This is a genomic window from Arthrobacter sp. D2-10 (assembly GCF_054161285.1).
In genome coordinates this window covers 879,597-904,464 of the sequence record NZ_CP096431.1, presented here as the reverse complement: position 1 = coordinate 904,464, position 24,868 = coordinate 879,597, and the positions used below count along the sequence as shown (strand labels likewise).

General features: G+C 64.2%; 22 protein-coding genes. 10 read left to right on the top strand and 12 right to left on the bottom strand.

Going from position 1 to position 24,868, the window contains the following annotated elements; translation table 11 throughout:
- Positions 1-54: 54 nt before the first annotated feature.
- Positions 55-1,068: a GTP pyrophosphokinase gene (locus M1D74_RS04300; protein WP_458116619.1), complete on the bottom strand. Its 1,014-nt coding sequence runs from the start codon at positions 1,066-1,068 to the stop codon at positions 55-57.
- Positions 1,069-1,194: 126 nt separating this feature from the next.
- Positions 1,195-2,439, bottom strand: a complete 1,245-nt coding sequence (locus M1D74_RS04295) for a GmrSD restriction endonuclease domain-containing protein (protein ID WP_458116618.1) — start codon at positions 2,437-2,439, stop codon at positions 1,195-1,197.
- Positions 2,440-2,700: 261 nt separating this feature from the next.
- Here M1D74_RS04295 and M1D74_RS04290 point away from each other — a divergent pair, with 261 nt between their 5' ends.
- The 4 genes from M1D74_RS04290 (at position 2,701) to M1D74_RS04275 (ending at position 5,612) form a co-directional block, all read left to right on the top strand.
- Positions 2,701-3,102 (top strand): excalibur calcium-binding domain-containing protein, encoded by a 402-nt coding sequence (locus M1D74_RS04290; protein WP_458116617.1) that lies wholly within the window; start codon positions 2,701-2,703, stop codon positions 3,100-3,102.
- Between the two features lie 21 nt (positions 3,103-3,123).
- Positions 3,124-3,873, top strand: coding sequence for a class F sortase (locus tag M1D74_RS04285; protein WP_458116616.1), 750 nt, complete (start codon positions 3,124-3,126; stop codon positions 3,871-3,873).
- Positions 3,874-4,021: 148 nt separating this feature from the next.
- Complete coding sequence (locus M1D74_RS04280; RefSeq protein ID WP_309071128.1) at positions 4,022-4,870, top strand: endonuclease/exonuclease/phosphatase family protein; 849 nt, start codon at positions 4,022-4,024, stop codon at positions 4,868-4,870.
- 67 nt (positions 4,871-4,937) lie between these two features.
- Complete coding sequence (locus M1D74_RS04275; RefSeq protein ID WP_458116615.1) at positions 4,938-5,612, top strand: NADPH-dependent F420 reductase; 675 nt, start codon at positions 4,938-4,940, stop codon at positions 5,610-5,612.
- A gap of 28 nt (positions 5,613-5,640) precedes the next feature.
- Here the strand turns inward: M1D74_RS04275 and M1D74_RS04270 are convergent, their stop codons facing one another.
- Positions 5,641-6,432: a nitrilase-related carbon-nitrogen hydrolase gene (locus M1D74_RS04270; protein ID WP_458116614.1), complete on the bottom strand. Its 792-nt coding sequence runs from the start codon at positions 6,430-6,432 to the stop codon at positions 5,641-5,643.
- Positions 6,433-6,545: 113 nt separating this feature from the next.
- Here M1D74_RS04270 and M1D74_RS04265 point away from each other — a divergent pair, with 113 nt between their 5' ends.
- From M1D74_RS04265 to M1D74_RS04250, 4 genes are read left to right on the top strand one after another with little or no spacing between them, the layout of a single operon-like run.
- Entirely contained in the window at positions 6,546-6,722 is a 177-nt protein-coding gene (locus tag M1D74_RS04265; protein ID WP_458116613.1) for a hypothetical protein, read from the top strand.
- A complete protein-coding gene (locus tag M1D74_RS04260; protein ID WP_458116612.1) occupies positions 6,719-8,182 on the top strand; it encodes a purine-cytosine permease family protein in 1,464 nt (487 codons plus the stop codon). The genes M1D74_RS04265 and M1D74_RS04260 overlap by 4 nt, the downstream gene beginning before the upstream one ends.
- Positions 8,179-9,273 carry an alcohol dehydrogenase catalytic domain-containing protein gene (locus M1D74_RS04255; RefSeq protein ID WP_458116611.1) on the top strand — a complete coding sequence of 365 codons (1,095 nt, stop codon included), beginning with the start codon at positions 8,179-8,181 and terminating at the stop codon, positions 9,271-9,273. The genes M1D74_RS04260 and M1D74_RS04255 overlap by 4 nt, the downstream gene beginning before the upstream one ends.
- A 24-nt stretch (positions 9,274-9,297) precedes the next feature.
- A complete protein-coding gene (locus M1D74_RS04250; protein ID WP_458116610.1) occupies positions 9,298-9,963 on the top strand; it encodes a TetR/AcrR family transcriptional regulator in 666 nt (221 codons plus the stop codon).
- A gap of 43 nt (positions 9,964-10,006) precedes the next feature.
- Here M1D74_RS04250 and M1D74_RS04245 read toward each other — a convergent pair whose 3' ends face one another.
- Together M1D74_RS04245 and M1D74_RS04240 are read right to left on the bottom strand one after the other, a co-directional pair.
- Complete coding sequence (locus tag M1D74_RS04245; RefSeq protein WP_458116609.1) at positions 10,007-11,110, bottom strand: carboxylate-amine ligase; 1,104 nt, start codon at positions 11,108-11,110, stop codon at positions 10,007-10,009.
- A gap of 144 nt (positions 11,111-11,254) precedes the next feature.
- Positions 11,255-12,508: an MFS transporter gene (locus M1D74_RS04240; protein WP_309071132.1), complete on the bottom strand. Its 1,254-nt coding sequence runs from the start codon at positions 12,506-12,508 to the stop codon at positions 11,255-11,257.
- 88 nt (positions 12,509-12,596) lie between these two features.
- On the opposite strand from M1D74_RS04240, the gene M1D74_RS04235 reads away from it, so the two are divergent.
- Positions 12,597-13,052 (top strand): hypothetical protein, encoded by a 456-nt coding sequence (locus tag M1D74_RS04235; protein ID WP_309124491.1) that lies wholly within the window; start codon positions 12,597-12,599, stop codon positions 13,050-13,052.
- A gap of 23 nt (positions 13,053-13,075) precedes the next feature.
- Positions 13,076-13,330 carry a DUF3072 domain-containing protein gene (locus M1D74_RS04230; protein ID WP_309071134.1) on the top strand — a complete coding sequence of 85 codons (255 nt, stop codon included), beginning with the start codon at positions 13,076-13,078 and terminating at the stop codon, positions 13,328-13,330.
- Between the two features lie 72 nt (positions 13,331-13,402).
- On the opposite strand, the gene M1D74_RS04225 is transcribed toward M1D74_RS04230, so the two are convergent.
- Genes M1D74_RS04225 through M1D74_RS04195 form a run of 7 tightly spaced genes read right to left on the bottom strand, consistent with a single transcriptional unit; the run spans position 13,403 to position 24,867 of the window.
- Entirely contained in the window at positions 13,403-14,875 is a 1,473-nt protein-coding gene (locus M1D74_RS04225; protein ID WP_458116608.1) for a GH1 family beta-glucosidase, read from the bottom strand.
- Positions 14,872-17,220, bottom strand: coding sequence for an alpha-xylosidase (gene yicI, locus M1D74_RS04220; protein ID WP_458116607.1), 2,349 nt, complete (start codon positions 17,218-17,220; stop codon positions 14,872-14,874). The genes M1D74_RS04225 and yicI overlap by 4 nt, the downstream gene beginning before the upstream one ends.
- Positions 17,217-19,613 carry a glycosyl hydrolase family 95 catalytic domain-containing protein gene (locus M1D74_RS04215; RefSeq protein WP_458116606.1) on the bottom strand — a complete coding sequence of 799 codons (2,397 nt, stop codon included), beginning with the start codon at positions 19,611-19,613 and terminating at the stop codon, positions 17,217-17,219. The genes yicI and M1D74_RS04215 overlap by 4 nt, the downstream gene beginning before the upstream one ends.
- Positions 19,614-20,540, bottom strand: a complete 927-nt coding sequence (locus M1D74_RS04210) for a carbohydrate ABC transporter permease (protein WP_458116605.1) — start codon at positions 20,538-20,540, stop codon at positions 19,614-19,616.
- A complete protein-coding gene (locus M1D74_RS04205) occupies positions 20,537-21,514 on the bottom strand; it encodes a carbohydrate ABC transporter permease (RefSeq protein WP_458116604.1) in 978 nt (325 codons plus the stop codon). The genes M1D74_RS04210 and M1D74_RS04205 overlap by 4 nt, the downstream gene beginning before the upstream one ends.
- Entirely contained in the window at positions 21,511-22,806 is a 1,296-nt protein-coding gene (locus M1D74_RS04200; RefSeq protein WP_458116603.1) for an ABC transporter substrate-binding protein, read from the bottom strand. Before M1D74_RS04200 ends, M1D74_RS04205 begins: the two co-directional genes overlap by 4 nt.
- 33 nt (positions 22,807-22,839) lie before the next feature.
- Complete coding sequence (locus M1D74_RS04195) at positions 22,840-24,867, bottom strand: beta-galactosidase (RefSeq protein WP_458116602.1); 2,028 nt, start codon at positions 24,865-24,867, stop codon at positions 22,840-22,842.
- Position 24,868: the final 1 nt, after the last annotated feature.

Sequence of the window (24,868 nt, the reverse complement as noted above, 5' to 3'; positions counted from 1 at the left end):
TGCGTATCCCTTAAGTATTCCGAGAGTTCAAAGGGCTGGGCAAGGGCGCTGTGGTCAGTCCCGGAAACGGCGCAGGCGGTGCGTCAACTTGCCGCGCCTGTTGCGATCGTGGCCGAGCGCCTGGGTTTTCTCGATGTGTTCCTCGCCGAACCGCACGAGTAGAAGGTCGTCCGCCGCACGGACATGGCCGGGAGCGAACTTGTACTGGATCTTGCTGGCGACAGCGTCCCAGTCGGCAGAAGCGATGAAATCCGACGCCTGTGCAACTGTCGTGATTCCGTGGATAGCCATCAGTTCGCGCAACCATTCGTACTGTTCGACGCGGCTGCGGGGGTTGTTCGGGAGTGCCTGTTCCAGGATGCGCTCAAGGGCCTCTCCCGTGAGCTCGATCGGCAGCAATTCTTTCGACTCCGCGGGGTTGGCCTTCTCGGCCGCGACGACGTTGCTGATGGTGCTGAACTGGTTGTCGGCCAGCTCGATCAGCCCGGAGGCAAGTGTGAAGGCTCGATTGACTTCCGGCGGCACGGGTCCTGCGCTCTTGTAGCGGATGTCGTGTTCAAACTCGGCCCAGGCGTGCTGAAGGATGGTTCGGAACTGGACCTCGAACCGTTCACCGATGTGGTTGCGACAGCCATTCGGAGCGGCCTGCTCGGTGATCCTGAGAACCAGGTGCTGCCCCGAGTATCCAAACTCGCCTTTTTCACGCTGCTCAGCGGTTTTGTCGACGTGAATGATTACCTCGAACGAGTTGCTGAGTGCTCTGATGGCCCGCTCGACGTCGAGCTGGAGGAAGGTGATCACCCGGACACCGATGACGTCGTCAATGGCGTCCAGCCCGGCCGGGTACTTGGGCGAGCCGTCAGAATTGAGGCGGCGAAGTTTCTGCTCGAGCGACTGGTGGTCCTTCACGCGGTACTCGATGGCGTGATAGTTGAGGCCGTCGTCGTCCAACCGGGCTGCGATCGCGTCCTGAATGGCGTTTGCAGCGGCCCGCTTCTGGTGCTGGGCAGCGGCGTATTCATCGAGCCACTGATCGACGAGCTGATCATGGCCGGGATTCGGAACCATGGGCGCCGTGCCTCCCCCCAGGTGTCGGTAATGCTCCAACACTAGCCGCGCGATGTGTCATCCGGGTGTCTATGTCCCCTCCGAATCAGCCGACGACGCGGGCACGTGGTCACCGCCCCGGTTGCACTACTCGCAGCCCACGCCGTCGCCGTCTCCATCAAGATGGGGTCCGTAGCCGGGCTGACCGATCAACACCGGTGCGGCACCGGCGGCGCGCGCAGCCGTGCAGTTCGGGTACGGAGCAACAGCAGGGGCCGGTGCAGGAGCCGGCACAGGAGCCGGTACAGGCGCAGGGGCTGGTGCAGGGGCGGGGGCGGGGGCGGGGGCTGGGGCCTCTTCCACCGTCGGCTGAGATTCCGGAATCGGTTCCGGTGACGGCTGGTTTGTGGGAGCCAGCAAACCTGGGCAGCCGGACAGTACGTGAGACATGGCGTCGTGTTCGGCCTGAGTGACCCACAGCTTGTAGGTGGCTTTCACGGAGACTTGCCGGGCAACGTACTCACACCGGAAGGACCGGTTGGGCGGCAGCCAGGTGGCGGCATCGCCGGCACCCTTCTGCTGGTTGGTGGGACCGTCAGTCGCCTGCAGATTCAAAGGGTCGTTGGCGAAGGCGACGCGCTGTTCGAATGAGAGCTGCTGCGCTCCCTTCTGCCATGCGTCAGCCAGAGCAACGACGTGGTCGATCTGAACGTCACTGCTGGTGTCCTCGCCCCGGAGGAAGGGGATGGTGGTGTTGGTGTAGGGGTCATCGAGCGTGCCGGAGCGTACTTTGCAGGGCACCGAATTGGTGTGGACGATGTCCCGGAGGTCGCGGTTCAGCATGTCGTTGCGGGTGTCGCAGCCATTGCGGTCGACGTCGAGCCAGGCCTGACCGAACTGGTCGCGGTCGTAACCGGTTTTCGGTGCGCGGCCCTTGATGGGAAGCGTTTCCAGCAGAGCAAGTGCTTCGGCGCCGTACGCCGGCTGGTCGCTCGGGGGCGTCGGCTCCCCGGACGCGACCGTGACGTCACCGCCATCCGGAGGTGCCACGTCGGGCTCCGCTGAGGTGGTCGGAGACGGCGAAACACGAGGTGTTGCGGTTGCCTCGGGCGAAGGCGCTGGGGAGGCGCCTTCGTTCTGCTCGGCCGCGGCTGTCGGTACGGTCTCTTCGCTGGTGGGCTGGAGCGATCCACCGACGATCAGTGCGACGACGCTCGCTCCCGCGACGATGGCGCCCGCTTTGCGGCCAGCCAGGCGTGCCCAGGAAGAACGTCCGGTGAGGACTGTGTACAGGCCGGTGAACAGAGCCAACATGCCTGCCATGACCAGGGCACCGCTGACGCCGTTCGAAATCAGCCCGACGACGATAAGAAACAGCCCGAATCCCACCATGACCAGCGTTGACTTGGAAGCTTTACCCCGGGTCAGTGCTGATTGGGGATTCTGGGCAGGCGGAAGCAACGAAGGATTCAAGCGGGTCCCCACAAGTACGAGTAATGGTTGAACCATCTTATCCGGGGCTGATAGCACGAGTGCTGGAGAAAATACAGTCTTTGGATAAACCTGTGGATATCCTTGACGGCTAATAAGCCGGCTGATTACCCTCATGTGACCCGCGTCTCATCACTCGCGGTATCACCATGAGGGGAAATCATGAACAAGAAAACAGCAGGACTAGCAGTAGCGGCCGCGGCCGGCTTTGTGGCACTCTCGGCGACACCGGCGTCGGCGGGCCATTTTCCGTTTCCGAACTGCGACGCAGCAGCGGCTCTCGGGGTGTACAACATTCCGATCGGCACTCCCGGGTATGCGGCCCACCTCGATTCGGACAGCGACGGCGTTGGTTGTGAAAGTGCCACCGTCGCTTACAACCCGAACCTGGTGGTCGATCACCCGACCACCCCGCCCCAGGTCCCCACGGTTCCCGTCGGCGGTGCCGCAACCGGCGTGGAGGTGACACAGCAGGACAACACGGCAGCTCTTGCTCTCGGGGGCGGGTTCGTCCTGGCCATGGTGGCCGGCGGCGCCTACGTGGTCCGTCGTCGTTCGGTGTAGTGACCGGATACTCTCCTATCCATGACTAGCCGCTTCCGGGACCGTTGCGGCAGCCTGCTGGCTGCTGCAGCGGTCCCCCTCTTGCTCGTTACCGGGTGTGCTCCGACGAGCCCTTCCAGTGTCCCTGAGGGTCAGCCGACCTTCACCGTCGCGCCCTCTTCGCCGTCGGCAGCCAAGCCCGCTGCGCCACCCGCACCCAGCCCCAGCGATGCCCCAGCCGAGCCGCGACCGGCTGCCGGCGCCGCGTCAACGACACCGGCTCTGCCCTCCCCCGAGCCTGCGTCTGCCCCTCCAGTTGAGGCGACGCCGCAGGTCTTCGACCGTTCCCTGCCCGTGACGCTCAACATCCCAGCGCATGGCGTCCAGTCCGGTCTGCTGTATGTGGGACTCCAGCCTGATGGAACCCTCGAGGTGCCTCCGGGACATCCCGGCGCGCCTGCAGCCTGGTACCGCATCTCCCCCACGCCGGGCGAAACCGGGCCTTCCGTTTTCCTTGGCCATGTGAATGCAAGCGACGGCGGTCCTGGCGTCTTCGCCTGGATCAAGCAGCTTACTCCCGGGGACACCGTCGAGATCACGCGTGAGGACGGCACGGTGGCGGTCTTCGCCGTCGAACGCGGTGAACAGTACTCAAAGCACGCCTTCCCCACGCAAGCGGTCTACGGCAATACGGAGGGTCCGGAACTCCGGCTCATCACCTGTGACGGCTACGATCCAGCCACCGGCACCTTCAACGACAACTACGTGGTTTACGCGAAGATCGTCGCGTAAACGGATTCCTCCTTCTTCACCCGCACTTTGCGAGAACGACGGCGGCAGGTCACCTAAGCCGCCTAGCGTCACGTGGGGCGCGACACCCAAACGGTCAAGCGCCTGCTGCCGCTATCGGCAGCATCGAATCGCTACCGAGGAGAAATCCATGTTCAAGAAATTACTGTCCGTTTGCACTGCCGCCGTGCTGGCCGGCGGGATCGGGGCTGCTCCCGCTGCAGCGGCGCCGGAAGACACCGACGTGCGAGTGATGTCCTTCAACATCCATCACGGCGCCGATCCCGCAGACAATCTGGATCTCGAGCGCATCGCCGGGGTCATCGAGGACTCCGGTGCCGAAATCATCGGACTCCAGGAAGTGGACAACCACTGGTCCTCGCGAAGCGACTTCCAGGATCAGGCAGCCATCCTGGCCGAGCGTCTCGACATGCACTATGTGTACGGCGCGAACCTCGACCGCGCGCCCGCCGACGGACAGACCGAACGCCGCCAGTACGGGACGGCCATCCTGAGCGAATATCCCATCCTCAGCTCCGAGAACCACCTGCTGACCAGCATCCCGTACCCCGAGCGGCCCACCGAGCAACGCGGGCTGCTGGAAGCCGTCGTCAACGTGAAGGGGAACCACATCAGCTTCTACAACACCCACCTCGACCATCAGCGCAGCGAGCAGCGCCAGTCGCAGGTCAAGGAAATCCTGGCCATCGCCGGAGAATCGCAGCGGCCCGCCGTGCTGGTCGGTGACCTGAATGCCGTACCGGGCGCACCGGAAATGAACGACATCCTGACGCAGTTCACCGATGTCTTCGCAGCGCTGGGGCAGGATGAGGACTTCACCTACCCCGTTGAGAACCCAAACCGCCGTATCGACTACATCCTGACCAAGGGCGACATCGAGGCTCGCTTCGCCGAGGTCATCGACACGAACTCATCAGATCACCTGCCGGTCCTTGCTGACCTCGAGATCAGCAAGACACCCAACGGCCTGAACCGCTAGGTACCCGCCGGGGCGCCAGCGACAGCCCGGTCAGGAATACCCGGCGAAGTTTCCTGTTGTACGGGCCATGGGAACTATAGGAGATACAGGCGTTCAAACCATCGGTTTCATCGGCAGCGGTCACATCGGTTCGCAGCTCGCGCGGCTTGCAATCCGGAACGGCTACGACGTCGTTCTGAGCAATTCGCGCGGGCCCGAAACCCTCGTTGACCTGGTCGAGGAGTTGGGCGATCGCGCCCGGGCGGCAAGCCCGGCCGAGGCCGCGGAGGCGGGTGACGTCGTCGTCGTGAGTGTTCCGCTCAAGGCAATCGATGCGGTGCCGGCCGCTCCCCTCAACGGCAAGACCGTCATCGATACCAACAACTACTATCCGGAGCGGGACGGGCAGATTCCGGAATTGGATGACGAAACGACCACGACGAGCGAGCTGCTGCAGGATCGGCTGCCGGGAGCGCAGGTTGTGAAAGCGTTCAACAACATCTATGCGGCCCACCTCACGAGCAAGTCGGCGTCGCAGGGCACTCCCGGCCGCCGGGCGCTCCCCATCGCAGGGAATGACGACGGCGCGAAGCGCACCGTGGGCGCGCTCATCGACCTGTTCGGGTTCGACGTTGTCGACGCCGGTCCACTGGCAGAGGGGTGGCGCTTCCAGCGGGACACACCTGTTTACGGCCCGGAGTACGACGCCGAGAAGGTGCGCGAAGGGTTAGCGCAGGCAAAGCGCTACGCAGAGATGCAGTAGTGAGGGGCGCCGTTATAGGTCGTCGCCGTCAGAGGTCGTCGCGAAAGTCCCTGAGGTAGGTGTTGATGCGGCGAGCGCGTTGCACCTCGGCGGAATCGAAGTGAGCGAACAGCATCGATTCCCCGCGCTCAGCCTGCGCCAGGACATTGCCATGCGGGCCTGAAATACAACTCAGCCCAGTGAAATCCGGGCCCGCATGGTTGGCGTATGCAATGAAGATCCCGTTCTCCATCGCCCGGCACGGCACCATGAGCGTGGAGATTCGATCGGCGTTGTACGTCCGGTTCGCCGGCAGCCCATCAACGTCTCCCGTTGTCGGTACCGCGGTGGGAATCAAAAGTGCCTCGGCTCCCCGTCGGGCGGCGCCCCGAACGAATTCGGGAAACTCGACGTCGTAGCAGATGCCAAGCGCAACGCGCAGGCCGGCATACTCGACGACCTCCGGCGCAGCTGAGCCGGGCATGAAAACCGACCGTTCCTCCTCGCCGAACAGATAGGACTTTCGATACCGGGTTTTTTCGGTGCCCTCAGCGTCGAAGAAGGAGGCACTGATGAAGCGCCGATCCGAGTCCCGGTCAACTGTGGAAGCGACCAGTGCAAGGTTGGTGTTGCCCGCTATTTCCGCCAGCTCGGCGCGGATGGCCTCGCCGTCCGTATCGAACACCTGGGCGGGTGCATAGCCGGTCGAGAACAACTCCGGCGTGACCAGAATGTCCGCGCCTTCGGCACGCGCACTGGATGCTGCTGCTGCCAACCGCTGCAGGTTTCCCGGAAGGTCTCCCGCCACGCCAACGGCCTGCCACGCTGCGATTTTCACCACTTGCGCCTCCCTAGGTCTTGTTCCCCTGCCCGCCCGTCTGTTGACAGGGCCCCATCTTAGGCACAAAATTCTTGCAGAAACCGAAAGGTATTCGGTTATGTGGCAAGGAGGCCATGATGAATCGTGATGCCGATCTGGTGCAGGAAGAACTGCACCGGCGCATTGAGACAATCAGGACAAGCGAGGCAGGTGACCCTGAACGCCGCGCACTGACCAACCGTGAACTGCTTGTCTACGTCGGCACGACGGTGCTGATCTGCCTCGTCGGAGTTCTGGTGATGGCGCTGTGAAGGGTTCAAAAAGCACTGCGGTCGAAGAGGTCGAACACGCTAACACCTTCGGCTCCCTGCCGCTCCTGAAGTCGGAACGTGTCTGGAACGCAACTGATTTCAGCTGGGTGAACGTCGCACTCGCCATTGCCACGTGGGCTTTCCTGGTCGGTGGCGCTACTGCATCCTTCGTTGGTTTCCAGCAGGGCGTTGCGGCGATGATCATCGGCAACGCAATCGGCCTGTGTTTCATGGTCCTGGCGAGCACCGTCGCCAGCCAGCGCTACGGCGTGGAGCAGTACACCATCCTTCGGCCCGTATTCGGCGTCGTTGGTGTTGGAATCCTGGTGTTCACAGTCGTCCTGATCACCGAGATGGGCTGGTCTTCCCTCCTCGGCATCATGGTTGGACGCGCCACCACCCAGGTGGCGAACGTTGCGACCGGTGCGGAGTTCGGTGAGTACGGCGTAATGGTCATCCTTGGCGCTCTCCTTGCCATTGCCGTGGCCTGGTTGATTTTGTCCCGCGGCCCGGTGACCATCGGCAAGCTCAACAAGTACATCGGACCCGGCCTGCTGGTGATCACCGCCTTGCTCATGGTCTTCCTCGTGCTCAACACGTCCTGGGCCACGCTCCTCAACGCGGCGCCGCTGGCCCCCTTCGAGGACCCGCAACTGAACTTCGCCATCGCCGTCGAATTCAATGTCGGCGTCGGTGTTTCCTGGTATCCGGTCATGGGGTCGCTGGCACGAATGACAAACTCGCCCCGCGCAGCGATCTGGCCTGCGTACGGCGGGCTGCTCATCGCCACTCTGCTGGCACAGATTGTCGGAATGGGCGCTGCCCTGACTCTCGGCGACTCCGATCCCACGGTCTGGATGATTCCCTTCGGCGGGCCGTTGCTCGGAGCTTTCATCCTCCTGTTCATTTGCTTCGCCAACATCACCAGCATGTCCTCGATCGTCTACTCCACGGTGCTTGCCCTGCGTCAATCGAGCGGCAAACTACTGCGGGGGCTGCATTGGAAGTGGCTGTGTGCGGGTTTCTTCGTGCTGCCCGCGATCCTGGCTTTCTTCCCCCAGTTCATGTACGAGCGCTTTGTCCTCTTCGTAACTCTGAGCGGCGCGTTCCTGGCGGCCATGTGCGGCGCGATCATCGCCGATTACTTCATCCTCCGGAAGCAGCGCATCGATTTGGCTGACCTGTACGCCCCGGGATCCAGCAGCGCCTACCACCTTCCAGGGGGTGTCAACTGGGCAGGCATGGGCGCCGTCGTCCTCGGCGCGGCTTTCTACCTCTGGCTCTACAACCCGATCACCCTTGAGACCCAGCCGGCATTCAATGTCATCACGGCCTCGCTTCCCGCAGCCGTCGTCGGCGGGCTGGTCCACTGGATTCTCGCGACCATCCTCTACAAGAGGCGCGGTCTGGGCGGATTCGACGCCGGTGAACCCATTACTTCGAAAGGAACCACCAAGTGAGCCTGCTGTCCCGTGCCGCCCTCCACCGCAGCGGACCGGACCTGGAGATCCGGAAAGTAGAAGTGGCCACGCCCGGTCCGGGAACGGTGCTGGTGCGTCTGGGCGCTTCGGGCGTCTGCGGTTCCGACCGGCACGTGCTTGACGGTGAGTGGGAATTGCCCTCCCCCACCGTCATGGGACACGAAGGCGCCGGTGTTGTCGAGGCAATCGGCGACGGGGTACAGGACGTTCAGGTCGGGGACCATGTGGTGCTCAGTTGGTTCTACCCGTGCCGGCACTGCACCGCCTGCCTCTCGGGACGGGCGTTCGTCTGCACCGGCAGCCGCTCCGAAGAATGCCTGCTGCCCGACGGGACCACACCCCTTTCCCTTGACGGTGAACAGGTCTACCCGTATCTCGCCGTGGGATCCATGAGCGAATACACGGTGGTGCCGGAATCGGCTGCCGTGAAGATCCCCTCCGAGGTTCCCTTCGACGTCGCCTCCCTTCTCGGTTGTTCCGTTGCCACGGGCGTGGGTGCGGTCGTCAACGATGCCGCAGTCTCTCCCGGCAGTTCCGCAGTCGTCATCGGGGCCGGCGGCGTGGGGCTCTCGATCATCATGGGACTCAAGCTCGCCGGTGCCCACCCCATCATCGCCTTGGACCTGAGCGAGGAGAAGCTGGAACTGGCAGCGCGGCTCGGTGCCACACACACCGTGACATCCAGCGCCGACACGGAGCAGGAGATCCGCCGGATCACCAACGGCGGCGCGGACTTCGCTTTCGAAGCAATCGGCAGGAAACAGACGATTGAATCGCTTCCCGGCCTGCTGGTGCGCGGCGGCACTGCCGTTCTCGTCGGGCTCCCACCGGCTGGCCAGGAAATCAGCTTCGACGGCCTCGCGTTGGCTGAAGGAGGAATTCGGATCATCGGTTCCAACTATGGCTCCACTGTGCCCGGCCGGGACTTCCCACGGTTGGCTGCGCTGTATCTCGCAGGCAAGCTGCCGGTGGACGAGCTGATCTCTGACCGCATCCGTCTCGAGGAGATCAACGAGGCTTTCGATGCGATGCGCCGTGGAGAACGTGCCCGCAGTGTCGTTGTTTTCTAGCTTCAAGCCAACTGGGGGAATTCTGTGGTTCGGCCGACCAGCCCACTTCTGACATCCCGAAAGATTCACCGGGCTGCGCTCGATCTGTTCGACGAGCAACGTGGATTTTCGATTCCCCGGCTGGCCAAGAAGCTCGGCGTCAGTCCGTCCTCCCTTTATCACCACGTGAAGGGAGGACGGACCGAGATCATCAAGGGCATCCGGTCGCTGATCAGCCAGGATGCGACTAACCGTGGTGATTTCCCTCCCGGTGAGGGGACGTGGCAGGAGCAGGTTCGCCGTTGGGCGGTCAACTATCGCGATGCCATGCAGCGGCACCCCATGGCGATTCCTGCCCTGGTGGGAGAACCGGTCGACGACGAAGCAACGCTTGATATCTATGAGAGTCTTGCGCAGGTCCTCACGTCTGCCGGCTTTGAAGGTCGCGCCCTGCTCGGTGGACTCGCACTCGTTGATGTCCTGGTTCTTGGCGCGGCCATTGACGCCGCTTCGCCGGAGCCACTGTGGTTTGCCTCCGCCGCGCGCCACCCGGCGCTGACCAAGGTGCTCGCCGTTCAACACACCGGACGCCGCCAGGATATTGCGTTCGAGTTAGGCCTGGAAGCGGCAATCGTGAAACTCGAAGCGATGCTGGCCACCTCAACCGGGATTGCGTCGGATCCGCAGTCAGCCCCTCTGGCTCCTGCGTGATCGGTCTTCGGAATCGGTGTTCCTTGCTCTGAATCCGAGCGCGCTACGCAGACATGGCATAGCCGGCGCCCGGGCCGGCACTGGTGAGGAAGACCGCGTCGGAGATCACTGCTCCAAGGCTTCCGGTGCGGGCGTAGACGGTCCGCTGACGGTGGCAACCCGTCCCTCGCAGAAGGGTTTGGCGGAGGAGGGACTCAACCACGAGTTCCTCCTCCTGCTCTTCCAGCACTGGCCGGACGTACTCGAACAGACTGCGGGCGACCTGCCGCGCGTCAAGGAGGACGTTCAGTTGCGGGTCCAGCAAGTCGCCGCTGAGGCCGAAGCGGCTTGCCCGCCAGGCTGCCAGGCGCAGTTGCGCAGCGGGCATGGGAATTGGCGCTATCCCACGTGCCCATTCCCTCGCTGCTGTTTCCACCAGCGCCCGGGTGAGTGCGGCCTGCAGCACAGCGTCATCCGGCTGAAGGCAGACGTCCGCGACCCGCACCTCCACTGTGGGGTGGCGGACGCTGAGCCGGGCGTCGAAGTAGATCTGGCCCTCGTCGATCGGTACGCCGGTTGCGAGCAGGTCTTCGACGAGGTCATGGTATGCCGCCGCCGATCCGAAGGTCTCGTACACCCCTGCAGTGGGCCAGCGGCTCCAGGCCTGGCTCCGATAGCTCGCGTAGCCTGAGTCCTCGCTGTTCCAGAAGGGCGAGTTGGTGCTGAGGGCGGACAGCACCGGGAGCCAGACCCGAATGCGGTCGAGGACGCCCACCCCCTCCTCATCGGATTCCACTCCGACGTGAACGTGGCAGCCGCATGTCAGCTGATCACGGAGGGTGGTGCCGAACCGCTCCTGCATCTGCAGGTAGCGTGGATCGCCAGTGAGCGATGTGCTGGTGATGGTCGGGGAGGTTGCCAGAGCGGCGATCCGGACGCCCGCCCGCGATGCGGCTTCGTTGGCGAGCGTGCGGCAGCGCAGAATGTCCGCGCTGAGCTCTGCAAGTGATGTCTGCGGGGCGGTACCCGTCTCTATCTGTTCCTGCTTGCATTCCCGCGTGACCACGCCACCGCGGGCGGCGAGGAAAACGGCGTCGGCTGCTGGTTCAGGGGACAGCGACCGGGGATCGATCAGGAGGAATTCTTCCTCGACTCCGAAAGTCCGCATAGGGACCACCAATCTAGACCCGTTGTGATGAGAAGAACGTGGCTCTTTGCTGAACTAGTGTCAGGATAAGGAGTCGGCAGCATGCTGATCAATAGTCGGTGGTGGGACTTCTCTTGAGGCGGACAGCTCTTCAGGCACGGGTCCTCAGGCTGACACAGGGCGCGCGGTGCGCATCGTCGTCGAACCGGCGACAATCAGGAGCACCAGTAGCCCTGCCGACCAGGCAAGCCCCGAATACCCGACCATCGCCAGCACCAGTCCGGCGGCCGCTCCTCCGACGGCGCCGGCCAGGTTCATGGCGAGGTCGGTTCGGCCCTGAATCCGTGCGCGTGCCGCGCCGGTGACCAGGTCGGCCACGAGCGCTGAACCGGAGACCGTGGATGCGCTCCAGCCCAGGCCGAGGACGATCAGTCCTACTGTGACCATCACAGGGTTGTCTTCTCCCAGCGCGACGACAACGAGCGAGATCGCGAACAACCCCTGCCCTAGCAGGATGGTGCCCACCCGGCCGGCCTTATCACTCAGCCACCCGAATAGAGGGGACAACGCGTACATGCCGGCGATGTGCAGGCTGATGGTCAGTCCGACGATCGTCAGTGTGACGCCGTGGTTCACCAGGTGCACCGGTGTCATGGACATGACCGACACCATCACCGCATGGCTGATCGCGATCGCTCCGATAGCGAAGATGAGCGCTCCCCTGCCTCGAACCACCCCCGGGATGTCGTCCTTGGGATCCCGCGGCACGGACCTGCTGATGAGATAGGGGTCCGGGCGCAACGCCACCAGGTAAACCGCAGCTGCCGCGACCTGTGCGCAGACGGCGATGAGGAAGGGACCGGTCAGGTTCGGCATGCCGAGGGTTTCGGCGATCACCTCGCCGGGGCCGATCAGGTTTGGGCCGAGCACGGCTCCGACGGTGGTGAACCAGACAACGAGGGACAGGTCACGGCCTCGATGCTCCGAACTCGCTATATCGGTGGCGGCGAAGCGGGACTGGAGGTTGACGGCAACACCGACACCGAGCAGCGCAAAGGCCAGGAGCAGCAGCGGGAAGGATTCAAGCGCGGCTGCGGCGATGACCGTGAGGGACCCGGTTGCCGCGATGAAGGCCCCGGTCGACAGCGCCGCCCTGCGCCCCAGCCGCTGGGCAAGGCGTGCCAATGGGATGGCACTTGCTGCGGCGCCGAGGGTACTGAGCGTGGCGGCAGCTCCGGACAGTGCTTCAGACCCGGAAATCTCGGCCGCCATGACAGCGCCGATTGAGAGGACCGACCCCATGCCAATGCCGCCAAGGATTTGAGCGGCAATGAGGACCCGCACAGTGCGGCGTTGAATGGCAGGGAGGTTCGCCGTCGTCGTACTGTCGCCGACGGGAGTCCTACTTAAGGAGGGCATGAATTCAGGGTATTCGCGTGACGCACAAGGGTATAGAGCGAGGGGACGATCTGCCCATGGGAAGCTCCTGCTGTATATGGTAAGCAGTATGACTATCTCAGATTCGGACGGGCCGGACAGCAATCACCAGCGGCCTGCATCGGCCTCGGACAAGACAGTGGAAGCGCTCGGGAAACTCTCGGAAGCGCTTGAAGTAGTGGAGCACGCGCGGGGGCTCCTGTATGGATTCCACCGGTTGACGGGAACGGCGGATCTCGCCTTGGGTGAGGCGGTTGAGCTGCTTCGGGAGGCGGGACATGATGCGCTCGCCGACGAGGTGGATCTTGACGTGTTGGGCAGGAACGTCATCGAGGGCCGCTGGACGTTCCAGATCGTCGAGGACTATGACGATCATTACTACGCCGCGTTCAAGGCGCTCGAAAAGCGTGCCAGAGACGAGCTCGTCGACGGCAAGCGCCACCTCTTTGAGGCAGAAATGAAGGAGGACCGCCGAACGCACGGTCGTAAGCATCACGAGGCGCTGCCTCCAGAAGCCAGCAAGTAAGTTCACTAGCAAAGGAGCACACTATGTCTGATGAGACTTTGGGAAGCCCGACGCCGGAGCCCCAGGGCGGTTTCGCGCGTGACCCTGAGGACTGGGTCACCGGTGACGAGCCGATGACCGACGCGCAACGCAGTTATCTGGACACCCTCGCACGGGAGGCCGGCGAGGAAATTCCAGCTGACATCACCAAGGCCCAGGCATCGGAGCACATCGACCGGCTGCAGAAGTCGAGCGGCCGGGTGTCCGGTGGATCGGATGAGGCGCAGACCGGCGGCTAGGTCTGAAAGACAGCGAAGGAGGGCCAGTTCACACCATGAACTGGCCCTCCTTCTCTTAGTCCAACCCCTGCGCTAGCCGACCGGCGGGATACGGCGTTCCTGGATCAACTGTGCGTACCACTGCGAGCTGTCCTTGGGCGTCCGCTCAAGGGTGTCGTAGTCGACGTGCACAATGCCAAAGCGCTTGGAGTAGCCGTAGCCCCACTCGAAGTTGTCCATCAGCGACCAGACCTGGTAGCCGCGCAGGTCCACTCCGCGGGCCATCGCGCGGTGCGCGGCGGTGAAGTGGCGCCGCAGGTAGTCGATGCGGTCCACGTCCTGAACCCGTCGGGCGCCGTCAGCGTTGACTTCCACAGTGTCCTGGAAAGCGGCACCATTCTCGGTGACCATCAGGGGCAGCTCGGGCCAGCCTTCGTGCAGTGACACCAGGAGGTCCTCGAGTCCGGACGGGTCGATGTTCCACCCCATCTCCGTGTAGGGACCGGGCTGCTGGAGAAACTCGATCATGTCCGCACCCGGCCACGCAGTGCCGGCTGACGGCTTGTGACCGTCGGCGTTTTCCTTGTCGCCCTCGCCGTCCCACAAACGCACACGGGTGGTCGAGTAGTAGTTGACCCCCAGCAGGTCGAGGGGCTGATGGATCAGCTCGAGGTCGCCGTCCTGAATGAAAGACCAATCGGTGATCGCCGCGGTGTCTTCGAGGACATCCTCGGGGTAGGTGCCGTTCAACAGCGGGTCCAGGAAAAGCCGGTTGGCGAGGCCGTCGACGCGGCGTACGGCCTCGGGGCCGGTCTCGCCATCGGGGCGGAACACATGCAGGTTGAGGGTGACGGCGAGGTCCGGATCATTGGTCACAACTTCCCGAAGGGCGGACACCGCCAGGCCGTGAGCCAGGTTGAGGTGGTGCACCGCGGCGAGCGCAGCGGCCGGTTCTGTGCGGCCCGGGGCGTGGGCGCCCGAGCCGTAGCCGAGGTAGGCGCTGCACCACGGCTCGTTCAATGTGGTCCACAGCGCGACCCGGTCACCGAGGCGTTCACCGACGATGCGCGCGTAGTCGCCGAAGGCGAGGGCTGTTGCGCGGTTGGTCCAGCCGCCGTCGTCCTCCAGTGCCTGCGGAAGATCCCAGTGATAGAGCGTGACGATCGGTTTGATGTCGCGGGCGAGGAGACCGTCCACCAGCCGTTCGTAGAAGGCAAGTCCGGCTTCGTTGGCCGGGCCGCGTCCGGTGGGCTGGATCCGGGGCCAGGCGATGGAGAAGCGGTAGGACTCCAGGCCGAGGTCCTTCATGAGGTCAAGGTCGGAGTCGAGCCGGTTGTAGTGGTCGCAGGCCACATCGCCGGTGTCACCGTTCCAGACCTTGCCCTCGGTGTGGCTGAAGGTGTCCCAGATCGAGGGCCCGCGGCCGTCGGCGTCGTGGGCTCCCTCGATTTGGTAGGAGGCAGTGGCTGAACCGAAGACGAACCCCGATGGGAATTCGAGGCCGGTGTCGCGGTAGTCGGGGCTTCCCGCGACGTGGGTGCGTGTCTCTTCGAGATGCTGGGTCATGGCGTGAGGACTGCCTTTCCGTTGATGGACGTGAGGGTGGTTCCATTCGGCGCAAGTCGCGCGCGGAACGGTTCATTACTGCTGCTGGTAACTGTGACCGTGCCGTCCGTGCCGTCCGCGCGTTCGATCGTGAAGGTGAGGTCCTCACCGAGCGGATTGGTCACCCGCACGGTGTCCGAGCGCAGCTCGCCGGGGTACACCGTGACCAGCGGATCGACGGCGTAGTCGTAGTCGGGGCGGTCCTTTCGGGACCCGGTGACCAGCACGCTGCCCTCACGGACCCACAGCGGGATGCTGTTGAAGTCGTGTCGTTCAGCACGCCAGGAGCCGCCGGTTGCAAGCTCCCCCGTCAGGTAGTTCGTCCAGGTTCCGGCCGGGAGGTAGTACGCGACGTCACCGGTGTCGCTGAAGACGGGAGCGACGAGCAGGCTGTCGCCGATCATGTACTGGCGGTCGAGGTAGTCCACCGCAGGATCGTCGGTGAATTCCAGTTGGAGCGGCCGCATGAAAGGAAGCCCGTCTTCATGCGCCTGCTGACCCACCGCGTAGAAGTAGGGCATGAGCTGCATCTTCAGGTGGGCGAACTGACGCGTGATGTCGACGGCGCTCAAGCCCTCCGGTTCGTCCCCCGTATCGAACGCCCAAGGGACGCGGTAGCTCGTGGACCCGTGGAGCCGGGAGTGGCTGGAGAGAAGCCCGAAGGCCACCCACCGTTTGAACACGGCGGGGTCCGGGTTACCTTCAAATCCGCCGATGTCGTGGCTCCAGAACCCGAATCCGCTGAGAGCCAGTGACAGGCCGCCGCGCAGCGTCTCGGCCATGGACTCGAACGACGACGAGTTGTCACCTCCCCAATGCACCGGCATCTGCTGCCCGCCGGCTGTGGCAGAACGGGCGAAGAGGACGGCGTTGCCCTTGCCGTGCTGCTCCTCAAGGACTTCGAACACGGCCTTGTTGTAGAGCTGCGTGTACCAGTTGTGCATGGCCGGGGCCGATGAGCCGTCATGCCAGACAACCTCGGTGGGGATGCGCTCGCCGAAGTCGGTTTTGATCGAATCCACGCCCTGGCCGATCAGGTGGCGCAGCTTGTCCTGGTACCACGCGGTGGCGTCCGGGTTGGTGAAGTCCACCAGCCCCATCCCTGCCTGCCACATGTCCCACTGCCACACGTCGCCGTCGGGCTTCCGGACGAGGTAACCGGCCTCCGATGCTTCCTCGAACAGGGCGGAGCGCTGCGCGATGTACGGGTTGATCCACGCGCTAATGCGCAGCTCCTTCTCGTGCAGGCGTTTGAGCATGAGCTCAGGATCCGGAAAGACCCGTTCGTCCCACTCGAAGTCGGTCCAGTTGAACTCGCGCATCCAAAAGCAGTCGAAGTGGAACACGCTTAGCGGCACGTCCCGTTCGGCCATGCCGTCGACGAAGTGGTTGACGGTTGCCTCGTCGTAGTCGGTGGTGAAGCTGGTGCTGAGCCACAGTCCGTAGGACCACGCCGGCACGCGGGCCGGCCGTCCGGTCAGCTCGGTGTAGCGGCGGAGGATTTCGCCCATGGTGGGCCCGTAAATGACGAAGTACTCGAGCGACTCCCCTGCGACCGAGAACTGCACCTCCTCAACCGACTCCGAACCCACCTCGAAGGACACGTGTTCCGGGTGGTTGACGAACACCCCATACCCGCGGTTGGTGAGGTAGAACGGGATGCTCTTGTACGACTGCTCGCTCGCGGTGCCGCCGTCGGCGTTCCAGACGTCGACGGTCTGGCCGTTCTTGGTTAGCGGGCCGAAGCGCTCCCCCAGTCCGTAGACCAACTCCCCGACGCCGAGGGACAGCTTTGCATGCAGGTACGACGACGACGGCGGCCGCCCGGTCGCGCTCACCCCGGTGGGACCCACCGGTTCGACCGACACCGATGCATCAGTGCCCAGCGTGACGTACCCGATGGACTTCTTTCCGCTCTTCGTGAGGGTGCGGCCATCGGCCTGGAAGGTGAGATTCCATGGGGCGCCGGGAGCGATGTGTGCCTGCAGGGGTCCGGCTTCGAGAACGCCGCCGGAGGAGTCGGCACTGGCCGTTCCAATGCCTGCTTGGGCACCGACGAGGTCGAATCCCCCGAAGCCTGACGCGCCGCGGTGGTGTTCGACCTTCACACCGACCACGCCCTCCAGGGGACTGGACAGCGTGACGGTGAGCATTGCCCGGTTCAGGGTGTCGCCGCGCCGGGTGATGACCCGGGTCGGCGCAGAAACGGTGAGGCGCCCGTCTCCGGCTTCGATGTCGTAGGCCTCCTGCGCGTAGAGCGCGTCGACGCCGGGACGTGTCTCCCAGAATCCGTCGGTGAATTTCACGTGTTCTCCTGCTGTGTTGTTGAAAAGTCGAGCGCGCCGCTTGCCGGGTTCGGACGGACGATGGTGACGTGGCCATACAAGAGCTCCACCGGCGCAACGTCCTCACCGAGCGCAATCAGCCGTTCGCCGGCGGCGTCGGCTCGCCGCGGAGACAGCCGTGCTTCGGTCAACCGGCCGTCCTGCCACTCAAGGTCCACAGTGATTCCCGGCCGGGCGATGAGGCCATGTACGCTGCCGCTCCCCAACTCGCCTGGAATGGCCGGCAGCAGCCGGATGACGCCGGAGTGACTCTGCACGAGCACCTCCGCAAGTGCGCCCACGAATCCCAGGTTCCCGTCGATCTGGAACGGTGGATGGGCGGCGAAGAAGTTGTCATAGAGCCCGCCGGCGTGTGGGCCATTCGCTACGTCCGCCGGACGGAACATCAGTCGAAGCAGATCCGCGACCTTCCCGCTCTGTCCCAGCCGCGCACGAAGGCAGATTTTCCAGATTAGGGACCAACCGGTGGAGTCGTCCCCACGACGGTCCAAAGAGAGGTTGAGCGCGTCGGAGAGTTCCGGCGTCGGGCCGTTGCCGGGGTAGGCGAAGAACAGGTGGGAGAGGTGTCGGTGCGTCGGCTCGGCTTCTTTCTCCTCTTCGCCCCATTCGAGGATCCTGCCCTCCCCACCTATTGCCGGTGGTGCAATGCGTGGGAGCGCCTGGCTGATCTCTGTCGAGATCGGGTGATCTGCCTGCCCTACCAGCGGTGCCAGCGCTAGCACCGTCTGGAAAAGCTCGGTGATGAGCGTCCGGTCCATGCCGGTGGAGATTCCGACGGCGGTTCTACCCTGGGCGCTGATGTAGCAGTTCTCCGGCGACGTGGAGGGGCTGGTTTGAAGGTGCTCGCCGCCGTCGTCAATCAGCCAGTCGCAGGCGAATTCCGCGGCACCGACGGCCAACGTCCACAGCCGGTGCGTGAACTCGGCGGTGGCCGAGCCGAAGCGGCGCTGCTCGTCGAGCTGCCGGACAAGCCATGGTCCTGCCATCGGCCACTGGGACCAACTCGCGTGACCTGCCGTCGGTGAGCTGAAGGCCCAGGCATCGGTGTTGTGATGCGCTACCCAACCGCGTGCACCGTACAGGGTGCCGGCGGTGCTCCGGCCACTTTCGGCCAGCGCTTCCGCGAGGTCCAGGAGCGGCTCGTGGCATTCAAAAAGAGCCGCCGCCTCAACGCCCCAGTAGTTCATCTGAGCATTGATGTTGAGCGTGTAGTTCGAGGACCACGGAGGACGCATGTCTTCGTTCCAGATTCCCTGCAGCGTAGCCGGAAGGGTGCCCGGGCGGGAGGAGGCGACCAGCAGGTAGCGACCGTAGTTGAAGAGCAGGGAAACCAGTGCTGGATCGGCGGCCAGAACTCCGTCCGGGTGTGCGTTGGCTTCGCGCAGCCGGACGTCGGTAGGCACGCCCTCGCGATTGGGCAGGGCGCGGGGGCCCGTGTCCAGGCTGAGCGCAACACGGTCGAACAGTTTCCGGTGGGCGGCGGCGTGTTCGTGGACCAACACGTCCCAGCCGGTCGAGACCGCCGTGTGTGCACGGCGGCGTGCCGCTTCGGCACAGCTTGCAGCGGACCCTTCCGGTTGCCGGCCGATGCCGGCGAAGGTGGTGTCAGTCGCGACCACCAGCAGCAGCCCGGTAACGCCGTGGAAGACGGTGGCTTCCCCGCTCGTGTGAGCGTCGCCGTCGTGCTGGTACGTCAGGCACAGCGCCCCCTCAAGGGGCGTGACGCCGTCGACGTTCTCCTGCAGAGCCGGTTCGCGCGGTTCGTGGCCGGGGGCTACGTCGGCGGGCAGCTTCAGTTCCAGTACGACGCCGTCGCGCCCCTGGGTACGCCCCGTTTCGTACAGCGGCGTGGACAGGGAGACGGTGATGTCCACCGGCGCAGCGGACCGTATCCGGTGGACCAGCACTCCCGCAGCGGCGCTGATGAACGTATCCTGCTCGATGAGCCCCGCGGTTCCCCGGGCGCTGGTCCGGTGGGTAGCGTCGCCGAAGCTGAGCCCGCGCTCCTGCAGGGTGGCGTCGTCGGGCGTACTGATGAGGACGTCAGCGAAGGGCAGGTAGGCCTGTGAATAACCGGCCTGCAGTTGCTCCAGGCTTCGCTCGGCCTCCACCGGCCTGCCATCGACTATGGCTTCGCGGGCATCGGCGAGCGCCCGGGCGGCAGCTTCTGCCGACACCCGGCCCCGCCGGTGCTCGCTCGCTGGGCTGCCGGACCAGGCAGTGCTGTCATTGAGTTGCAGCCGCAGCGTTGGGCCGTCGGCAAGCACCATCGCCCCCAGCCGGCCGTTGCCGAGAGGCAAGCCGTCCACCCACGTTGCCGCGGGCTGCGTGTAGAAGAGATCGTTCACCGGCATCTAGAAGCGGACACCGCCTGCTGCCAGACCTGCACGCCAGAAGCGCTGCAGCGACACGAACACCACGATGATGGGGATGATCGAGACGAGCGCCCCGATGACCACCAGGGTCTGGAGACCCGGGATGGTGATCGCAGCCTGACTCCACCCGCTGAGCCCGACCGTGACCGGCATGAGCCGGGCGTCGCTGATGACCAGGAGCGGGAGCATGAAGTTGTTCCAGCTGCCGATGAACGCGAAGAGCATGATCGTCACCCCACCGGGGCTGAGGAGTTTCAGCGCAATGGAGAAGAACGCCCGCCATTCGCTGGCGCCGTCCAGCCGGGCCGCTTCGAGGAGCTCCTGCGGAACGGACGACTGCGCGTAGACGTAGGCAAGCAGGACCCCGAACGGGTAGGCGAGGCTTGGGATCAGCACACCCCAGATGGTGTTGTTCAACCCGATTTCCACGAGGAGCAGGTACGTGGGCTGGGCGAGTACGGTCTGCGGGATCAGCATGCTGCCGAGAACTGCGGCCAGTACGACGCCGCGCCCCCGGAAACGGTACATCGCCAGTGCGTAGCCCGAGATGAGGCAGATGAACGTCATCAGTATGGACCCGATTCCGGAGTAGATGAGCGAGTTGCCCATCCAGCGCCAGAAAATGCCGTTGTCGTACTCGGTCAATGCGCTGAGATTCGACAGCAGGTTGGAGTCCGCGAACCAGAAGCCCGGCGTGGAAAAGAGGTCTGAGGTGCTCTTGGTGGCAGCGACGAGGAGCCAGTAGACGGGTACCAGGAAGTACAGGGTCGTGGCGCCCATGAAGATCCAGGCGGCGATCCTCGCAGCACGGCTGGGGCGTTCCCCCTCGGCGTGGACCGGGGAACGGCCGCGGAGACTGACCTTTTCCGGTGCTGAGGGCGGGGCAAGAACGGGTACTTGCGTCATTGCGCACTACCTCTCTTCCGATTGGACAGGACCGAGACAATCACCGAGAGGACAAAGGTCACGATGCCGATGATGATCGCCATCGCGGATCCGAGGTTGATGTCACCGCCGAGTGTTGTCGCGGAGAACACCGCCATGTTGGGTGTGTAGCTGCCGGAGATGTTGGAGGTGACGGAGCGCATGGTCATCGGCTCGTTGAAGAGCTGCAGCGTCCCGATCACCGAGAAAAGAGTGGTGAGGATCAGTGCCGGCAGGATCATCGGGATCTTGATCTGCAGCGCCATGCGCAGTTCGCTTGCCCCGTCGATGCGGGCGGCTTCATACATTTCTCTCGGAACCGTCTGAAGCGAGGAGAACAGGATGATCATGTTCACGCCGACCACCGACCACACTGCAACGTTCGCGAGTGACCACAGGACGGTGCCGGGCGCCAGAAAGTCGACGGGCACGCCGATGCTGGCCAGCCCTTCGACGATGGGACTGACCTTCGGTTGGTACAGGAACCCCCAGATGAGCGCAGCAACCACTGACGGAACCGCGTAGGGAAGGAACACGCTCAGTTGGAAGAAGCGCTTCCACCGCACCGCGGCAGAGTCGAAGAGCAGGGCAAGGATCAGCGAGAAGCCCAACATGACGGGGACCTGGACGACGCCGAACAGCAGCACCCGCCCGAAGCTTTCCACGAAAGCTGCGTTCGAGAATGCGAGGGCGTAGTTGTCGAACCAGACGAACTGCTGCTCGCCACCCCCGCCGAAGCCCAGTCCGCTCCGCTGTGTCTGGAAGAAGCTGGTGTAGAGCGCGACGATGATCGGCAGCACCAGGAACACGAGGAACAGGATGATGAAGGGGGCGAGGAAGACATACGGGGCCACCCGTACCCCGCCGCCGCCCTTACGACGACGACGGCGGGATGGGCGGGCAGCAGCGTCGGTTGCACTCTCGTTGCGTACGGTCGCGGCTACGGAACTGCTCATTTGACGCTCAGACCCATATCCGTGAGGTCCTGAACGGTGGATTCCTGAACCTGCGAAAGTGCTTCAGCGAAGGTCATGTCACCGTTGGCAACCTGGGCGAAAGCGTCCTTCAGAGCGTCCTGGGTCAGGTCGTAGCTGGGTCCCTCAACCCAGGAGTTGGGTACCTTGGTGGCAGCGTCAGCGAATACCTCGTTGATGACCTGCCCGCCGAAGTACTCCTCCTCGGTAAGGAGCGACTCGCTCTCCAGCCCGGCAACCGCGGACGGGAAGAGTCCGCCTTCGCTGATGAGGATCTCGAGTGCTTCCGGCGACGTGTTGAGCCACGTGGTGAATTCCACTGCCTGTTCGACGTGCTCAGTTCCTTCGGGGATGACATCGACGCTTCCCCCGGTGTCACCGGCTGTGTCGAGCCCGTCGAAGGTCGGCGACGGAGCGACGGCCCACTTGCCTGCGAGGTCGCCGGCGCTCTCTTCGAGGAGTCCGGGGAACCAGGCGGCGTAGTTGATGGTTGCTATGCTGCCGGTGTTGACCTCGGCCCAGTATTCGGGCGTCCACATGTCAACGACCTTCACGAGATCTTCATCGAGAAGGGTCTGCCACACCTCGGCGACCTCCTGGCTGGCCTCGCCATCGACGTCGACAGCCCAGGAGTCGTCCTCGATGTTGTACCAGGTGCCCTCGTTCTGCCAGACCGTTTCGACCCACAAACCCGTCTCATTCGGGGAGAACTGCGCGATGTGCAGGTCAGGGTCGGCTTCTTTCAGGGCGCGGGCGGCTTCGAGGTACTCGTCCCAGGTGGTGGGAACCTCGACGCCGTGCTGCTCGAACAGATCGGTGCGGTACATCAGACCGGTGGGTCCGGAGTCCTGCGGAATGGCGTAAACGCCGTCGTTGTAGGAGACGCCCTGCCAGGAGCTGGCGGTGAACTGCTCCTCGAGTCCTTCCGTGTGCTCGCTGATGTCGGTGAGCCTGTTGTTGATGATGTGCCCTGGCAGGGAGTGAACGGACATCTGCACGACGTCGGGCGCGGTGCCGGCGTCGATCGCGGCAGGCACCTTGGCGCCGTCGTCGCCTGTCATCCGGAAGAAGTCGATCTGGGTCTCCGGGTTTTCCTCGTTCCAGAGTTCGACGGCGGTTTCAAGCCCGGGTGCCCAGCCCCAGAACTCCAGTGTCACGGGCCCGGACTCCGCCGGTGCGTCACCGTCGGAGGAGCAGGCGGCGAGCAGTAGCGCTGATGCTGCAGTGAGAGCGAGGGCCGAGAGCGCGCCCCGCCGTTTGAGAGTGTGTGCCATCGTTGGCATCCTTTCGTCGGTGTTTTGTGTAGCTCAGATGGTGGTGTGCGGTTCGCGCACGATAAAGGCGGCGCCCGGTCCCAGGGTGGTTGGTCCGTTCACCTCGGAGTCGGTGAGGAGGTTGTGGCCGCTGACGTCAACGTCGACGGCCTCCCCCGTGTGGTTGAGCAGGAACAGGTATGCGGAGTCCCCGGCGTAGCGGCGTACCGCCTCGATACCGTAGCCTGCGGCGGGGTGTTCCGGGGAAACACCGGCGTCGTCGAGAATGCGGCGAAGGTGCGTGCCCAGTGCGTCTTCGCCGAGCCGGGTGGCGAAGTAGTGGGCTGTGCCGTTGTTGTACTCCCGCTTCGTGATGGCGGGACGACCGGTGAGCGGGTATTCAGTGAACTCAGCGATGCTGGTAGCGCCCCTCAGCTCGACGGTCTCCGCCCAGCAGTCGGCGGTGGATCCGTCGCTGAGTTTGAGCGCGGTTTCGGCGAGTTGCGGGTAGTGCTCCTCGACTCGGATACCGAGCAGATCGGCAAATGCTCCGGTGAAGCCGCCAGGGCGCACGTTCAGGTTCTCGTCAGCGCTTCCCGAGAAGTACCAGATCGCGGTGTGCCCGCCCTCGGCCACGAACTGGCGCAGAGCGCCAGCCTCAGCATCCGAGGCGGCCAGCTTCGAGGGAACCAGGACAAGATTGTAACGACTGAGGTCCTGGTCAAGGCGAACGAAGTCGGCGTTGATGCCAAGCAGCCAGAGCGCGCGATGCACAGACTTCACAGCAGGCAGGAATGCGACATCGCCGGATGGCAGTGCGCGGGTCTCGGTGGACCACCAGGCATCCGCGTCCCACACGATGGCGACCCGGTTCCGGTTAACACGCTGCCCGGCAGCCGGCGGTTCGGCCAGTTCCTCCAGCGCTGTCAGCGTTGTGCCCAGCTGGACGATCTCGCGGAATGTCCGGGAGTCTTCGCCGACGTGCGGGACCATGGGCGAGTGGAAGAACTCGGCGCCGGCGCGTGGTGACCGCCACTGGAAGAACAGGGAACCGGTGGATCCGCGCGCCAGGTACTGCAGCGTGTTGAACAGCAGCTTGCCGGGCTCGCGGGCGAGGATGCGTCCCTGCCCGTAGTTGTAGACCATGGTGGTGGCCTGCTCCATGAGGACCCAGGGTCGGCCGCCGTTGAAGGAGCGGGCGAGGTCACTGCCGAAGGCTACCTGAATGTCACCTTCGACGCCCGTTGTATCCGGGTAGTGGTCGACGGAGACGTCGTCGATCTCGGCAGCGAAATCCCACTGGTCGTAGTGGTTCCAGCTCGGAAGCATGAAGTTGGTGGTGACGGGGACGTCCGCGCGGACGCTTCGCACAATCTCAACCTGCTCACGGAGGCAGTCCCGCAACAGGTCGGCGGAGAATCGCTTGAAGTCGAGCAGGTGTGAGGGGTTCGGCAGGTACTGGGTGGCCTGAGGAGCGAAGATTTCGTCCCATTCGCCGTAGCCCTGGGACCAGAACGCTGTATTCCATGTTGTGTTCAGCTGCGCAAGACTGCCGTACTTGCCGCGGAGCCATTCGCGGAAAGCTGTATCGGTTTCCGGTCCGTAGGACACGGTTCCGTACTCGTTGTGGAGGTGCCACATCGTCAGTGCCGGGTGGGAGGAGTACCGCTCAGCAAGGGCTGAAGTCACCCGTCTGGCAGCCTCCCGGTAAGCGGGTGCGGCGGGGTTGTAGGTGTCGCGGCTGCCGTGGACCAGCCGGACTCCATCCGCCGTGACGGGTAGCGCTTCAGGGTGCGCCAGCGAGAACCATGGCGGCGGCGAGGCAGTAGGGGTGGCGAGGACGACGCCGATGCCGTTCTCCGCCATCAGGTCCATGATGCGGTCCAGCCATCCGAACTCATAGTCGCCTTCGCGTGGTTCGATCGAGGACCAGGAGAAAACCCCGATGGTCACGCGGTTCACATGGGCTTCACGCATGAGCCGGACGTCCTCAAGCCACACCGACTCAGGCCACTGTTCGGGGTTGTAGTCGCCTCCGTACACGAGTTGATTCGGCTGTCGAAACGTTTCGCTAGCTGGCATG

Excerpts from the sequence above, each read along its gene's own strand:
- M1D74_RS04300 (WP_458116619.1), bottom strand. The coding sequence starts at position 1,068 with ATGGTTCCGAATCCCGGCCATGATCAGCTCGTCGATCAGTGGCTCGAT.
- M1D74_RS04295 (WP_458116618.1), bottom strand. The coding sequence starts at position 2,439 with ATGGTGGGATTCGGGCTGTTTCTTATCGTCGTCGGGCTGATTTCGAAC.
- M1D74_RS04290 (WP_458116617.1), top strand. The coding sequence starts at position 2,701 with ATGAACAAGAAAACAGCAGGACTAGCAGTAGCGGCCGCGGCCGGCTTT.
- M1D74_RS04285 (WP_458116616.1), top strand. The coding sequence starts at position 3,124 with ATGACTAGCCGCTTCCGGGACCGTTGCGGCAGCCTGCTGGCTGCTGCA.
- M1D74_RS04280 (WP_309071128.1), top strand. The coding sequence starts at position 4,022 with ATGTTCAAGAAATTACTGTCCGTTTGCACTGCCGCCGTGCTGGCCGGC.
- M1D74_RS04275 (WP_458116615.1), top strand. The coding sequence starts at position 4,938 with ATGGGAACTATAGGAGATACAGGCGTTCAAACCATCGGTTTCATCGGC.
- M1D74_RS04265 (WP_458116613.1), top strand. The coding sequence starts at position 6,546 with ATGATGAATCGTGATGCCGATCTGGTGCAGGAAGAACTGCACCGGCGC.
- M1D74_RS04245 (WP_458116609.1), bottom strand. The coding sequence starts at position 11,110 with ATGCGGACTTTCGGAGTCGAGGAAGAATTCCTCCTGATCGATCCCCGG.
- M1D74_RS04240 (WP_309071132.1), bottom strand. The coding sequence starts at position 12,508 with ATGCCCTCCTTAAGTAGGACTCCCGTCGGCGACAGTACGACGACGGCG.
- M1D74_RS04235 (WP_309124491.1), top strand. The coding sequence starts at position 12,597 with ATGACTATCTCAGATTCGGACGGGCCGGACAGCAATCACCAGCGGCCT.
- M1D74_RS04230 (WP_309071134.1), top strand. The coding sequence starts at position 13,076 with ATGTCTGATGAGACTTTGGGAAGCCCGACGCCGGAGCCCCAGGGCGGT.
- M1D74_RS04225 (WP_458116608.1), bottom strand. The coding sequence starts at position 14,875 with ATGACCCAGCATCTCGAAGAGACACGCACCCACGTCGCGGGAAGCCCC.
- M1D74_RS04215 (WP_458116606.1), bottom strand. The coding sequence starts at position 19,613 with ATGCCGGTGAACGATCTCTTCTACACGCAGCCCGCGGCAACGTGGGTG.
- M1D74_RS04210 (WP_458116605.1), bottom strand. The coding sequence starts at position 20,540 with ATGACGCAAGTACCCGTTCTTGCCCCGCCCTCAGCACCGGAAAAGGTC.
- M1D74_RS04205 (WP_458116604.1), bottom strand. The coding sequence starts at position 21,514 with ATGAGCAGTTCCGTAGCCGCGACCGTACGCAACGAGAGTGCAACCGAC.
- M1D74_RS04200 (WP_458116603.1), bottom strand. The coding sequence starts at position 22,806 with ATGGCACACACTCTCAAACGGCGGGGCGCGCTCTCGGCCCTCGCTCTC.
- M1D74_RS04195 (WP_458116602.1), bottom strand. The coding sequence starts at position 24,867 with ATGCCAGCTAGCGAAACGTTTCGACAGCCGAATCAACTCGTGTACGGA.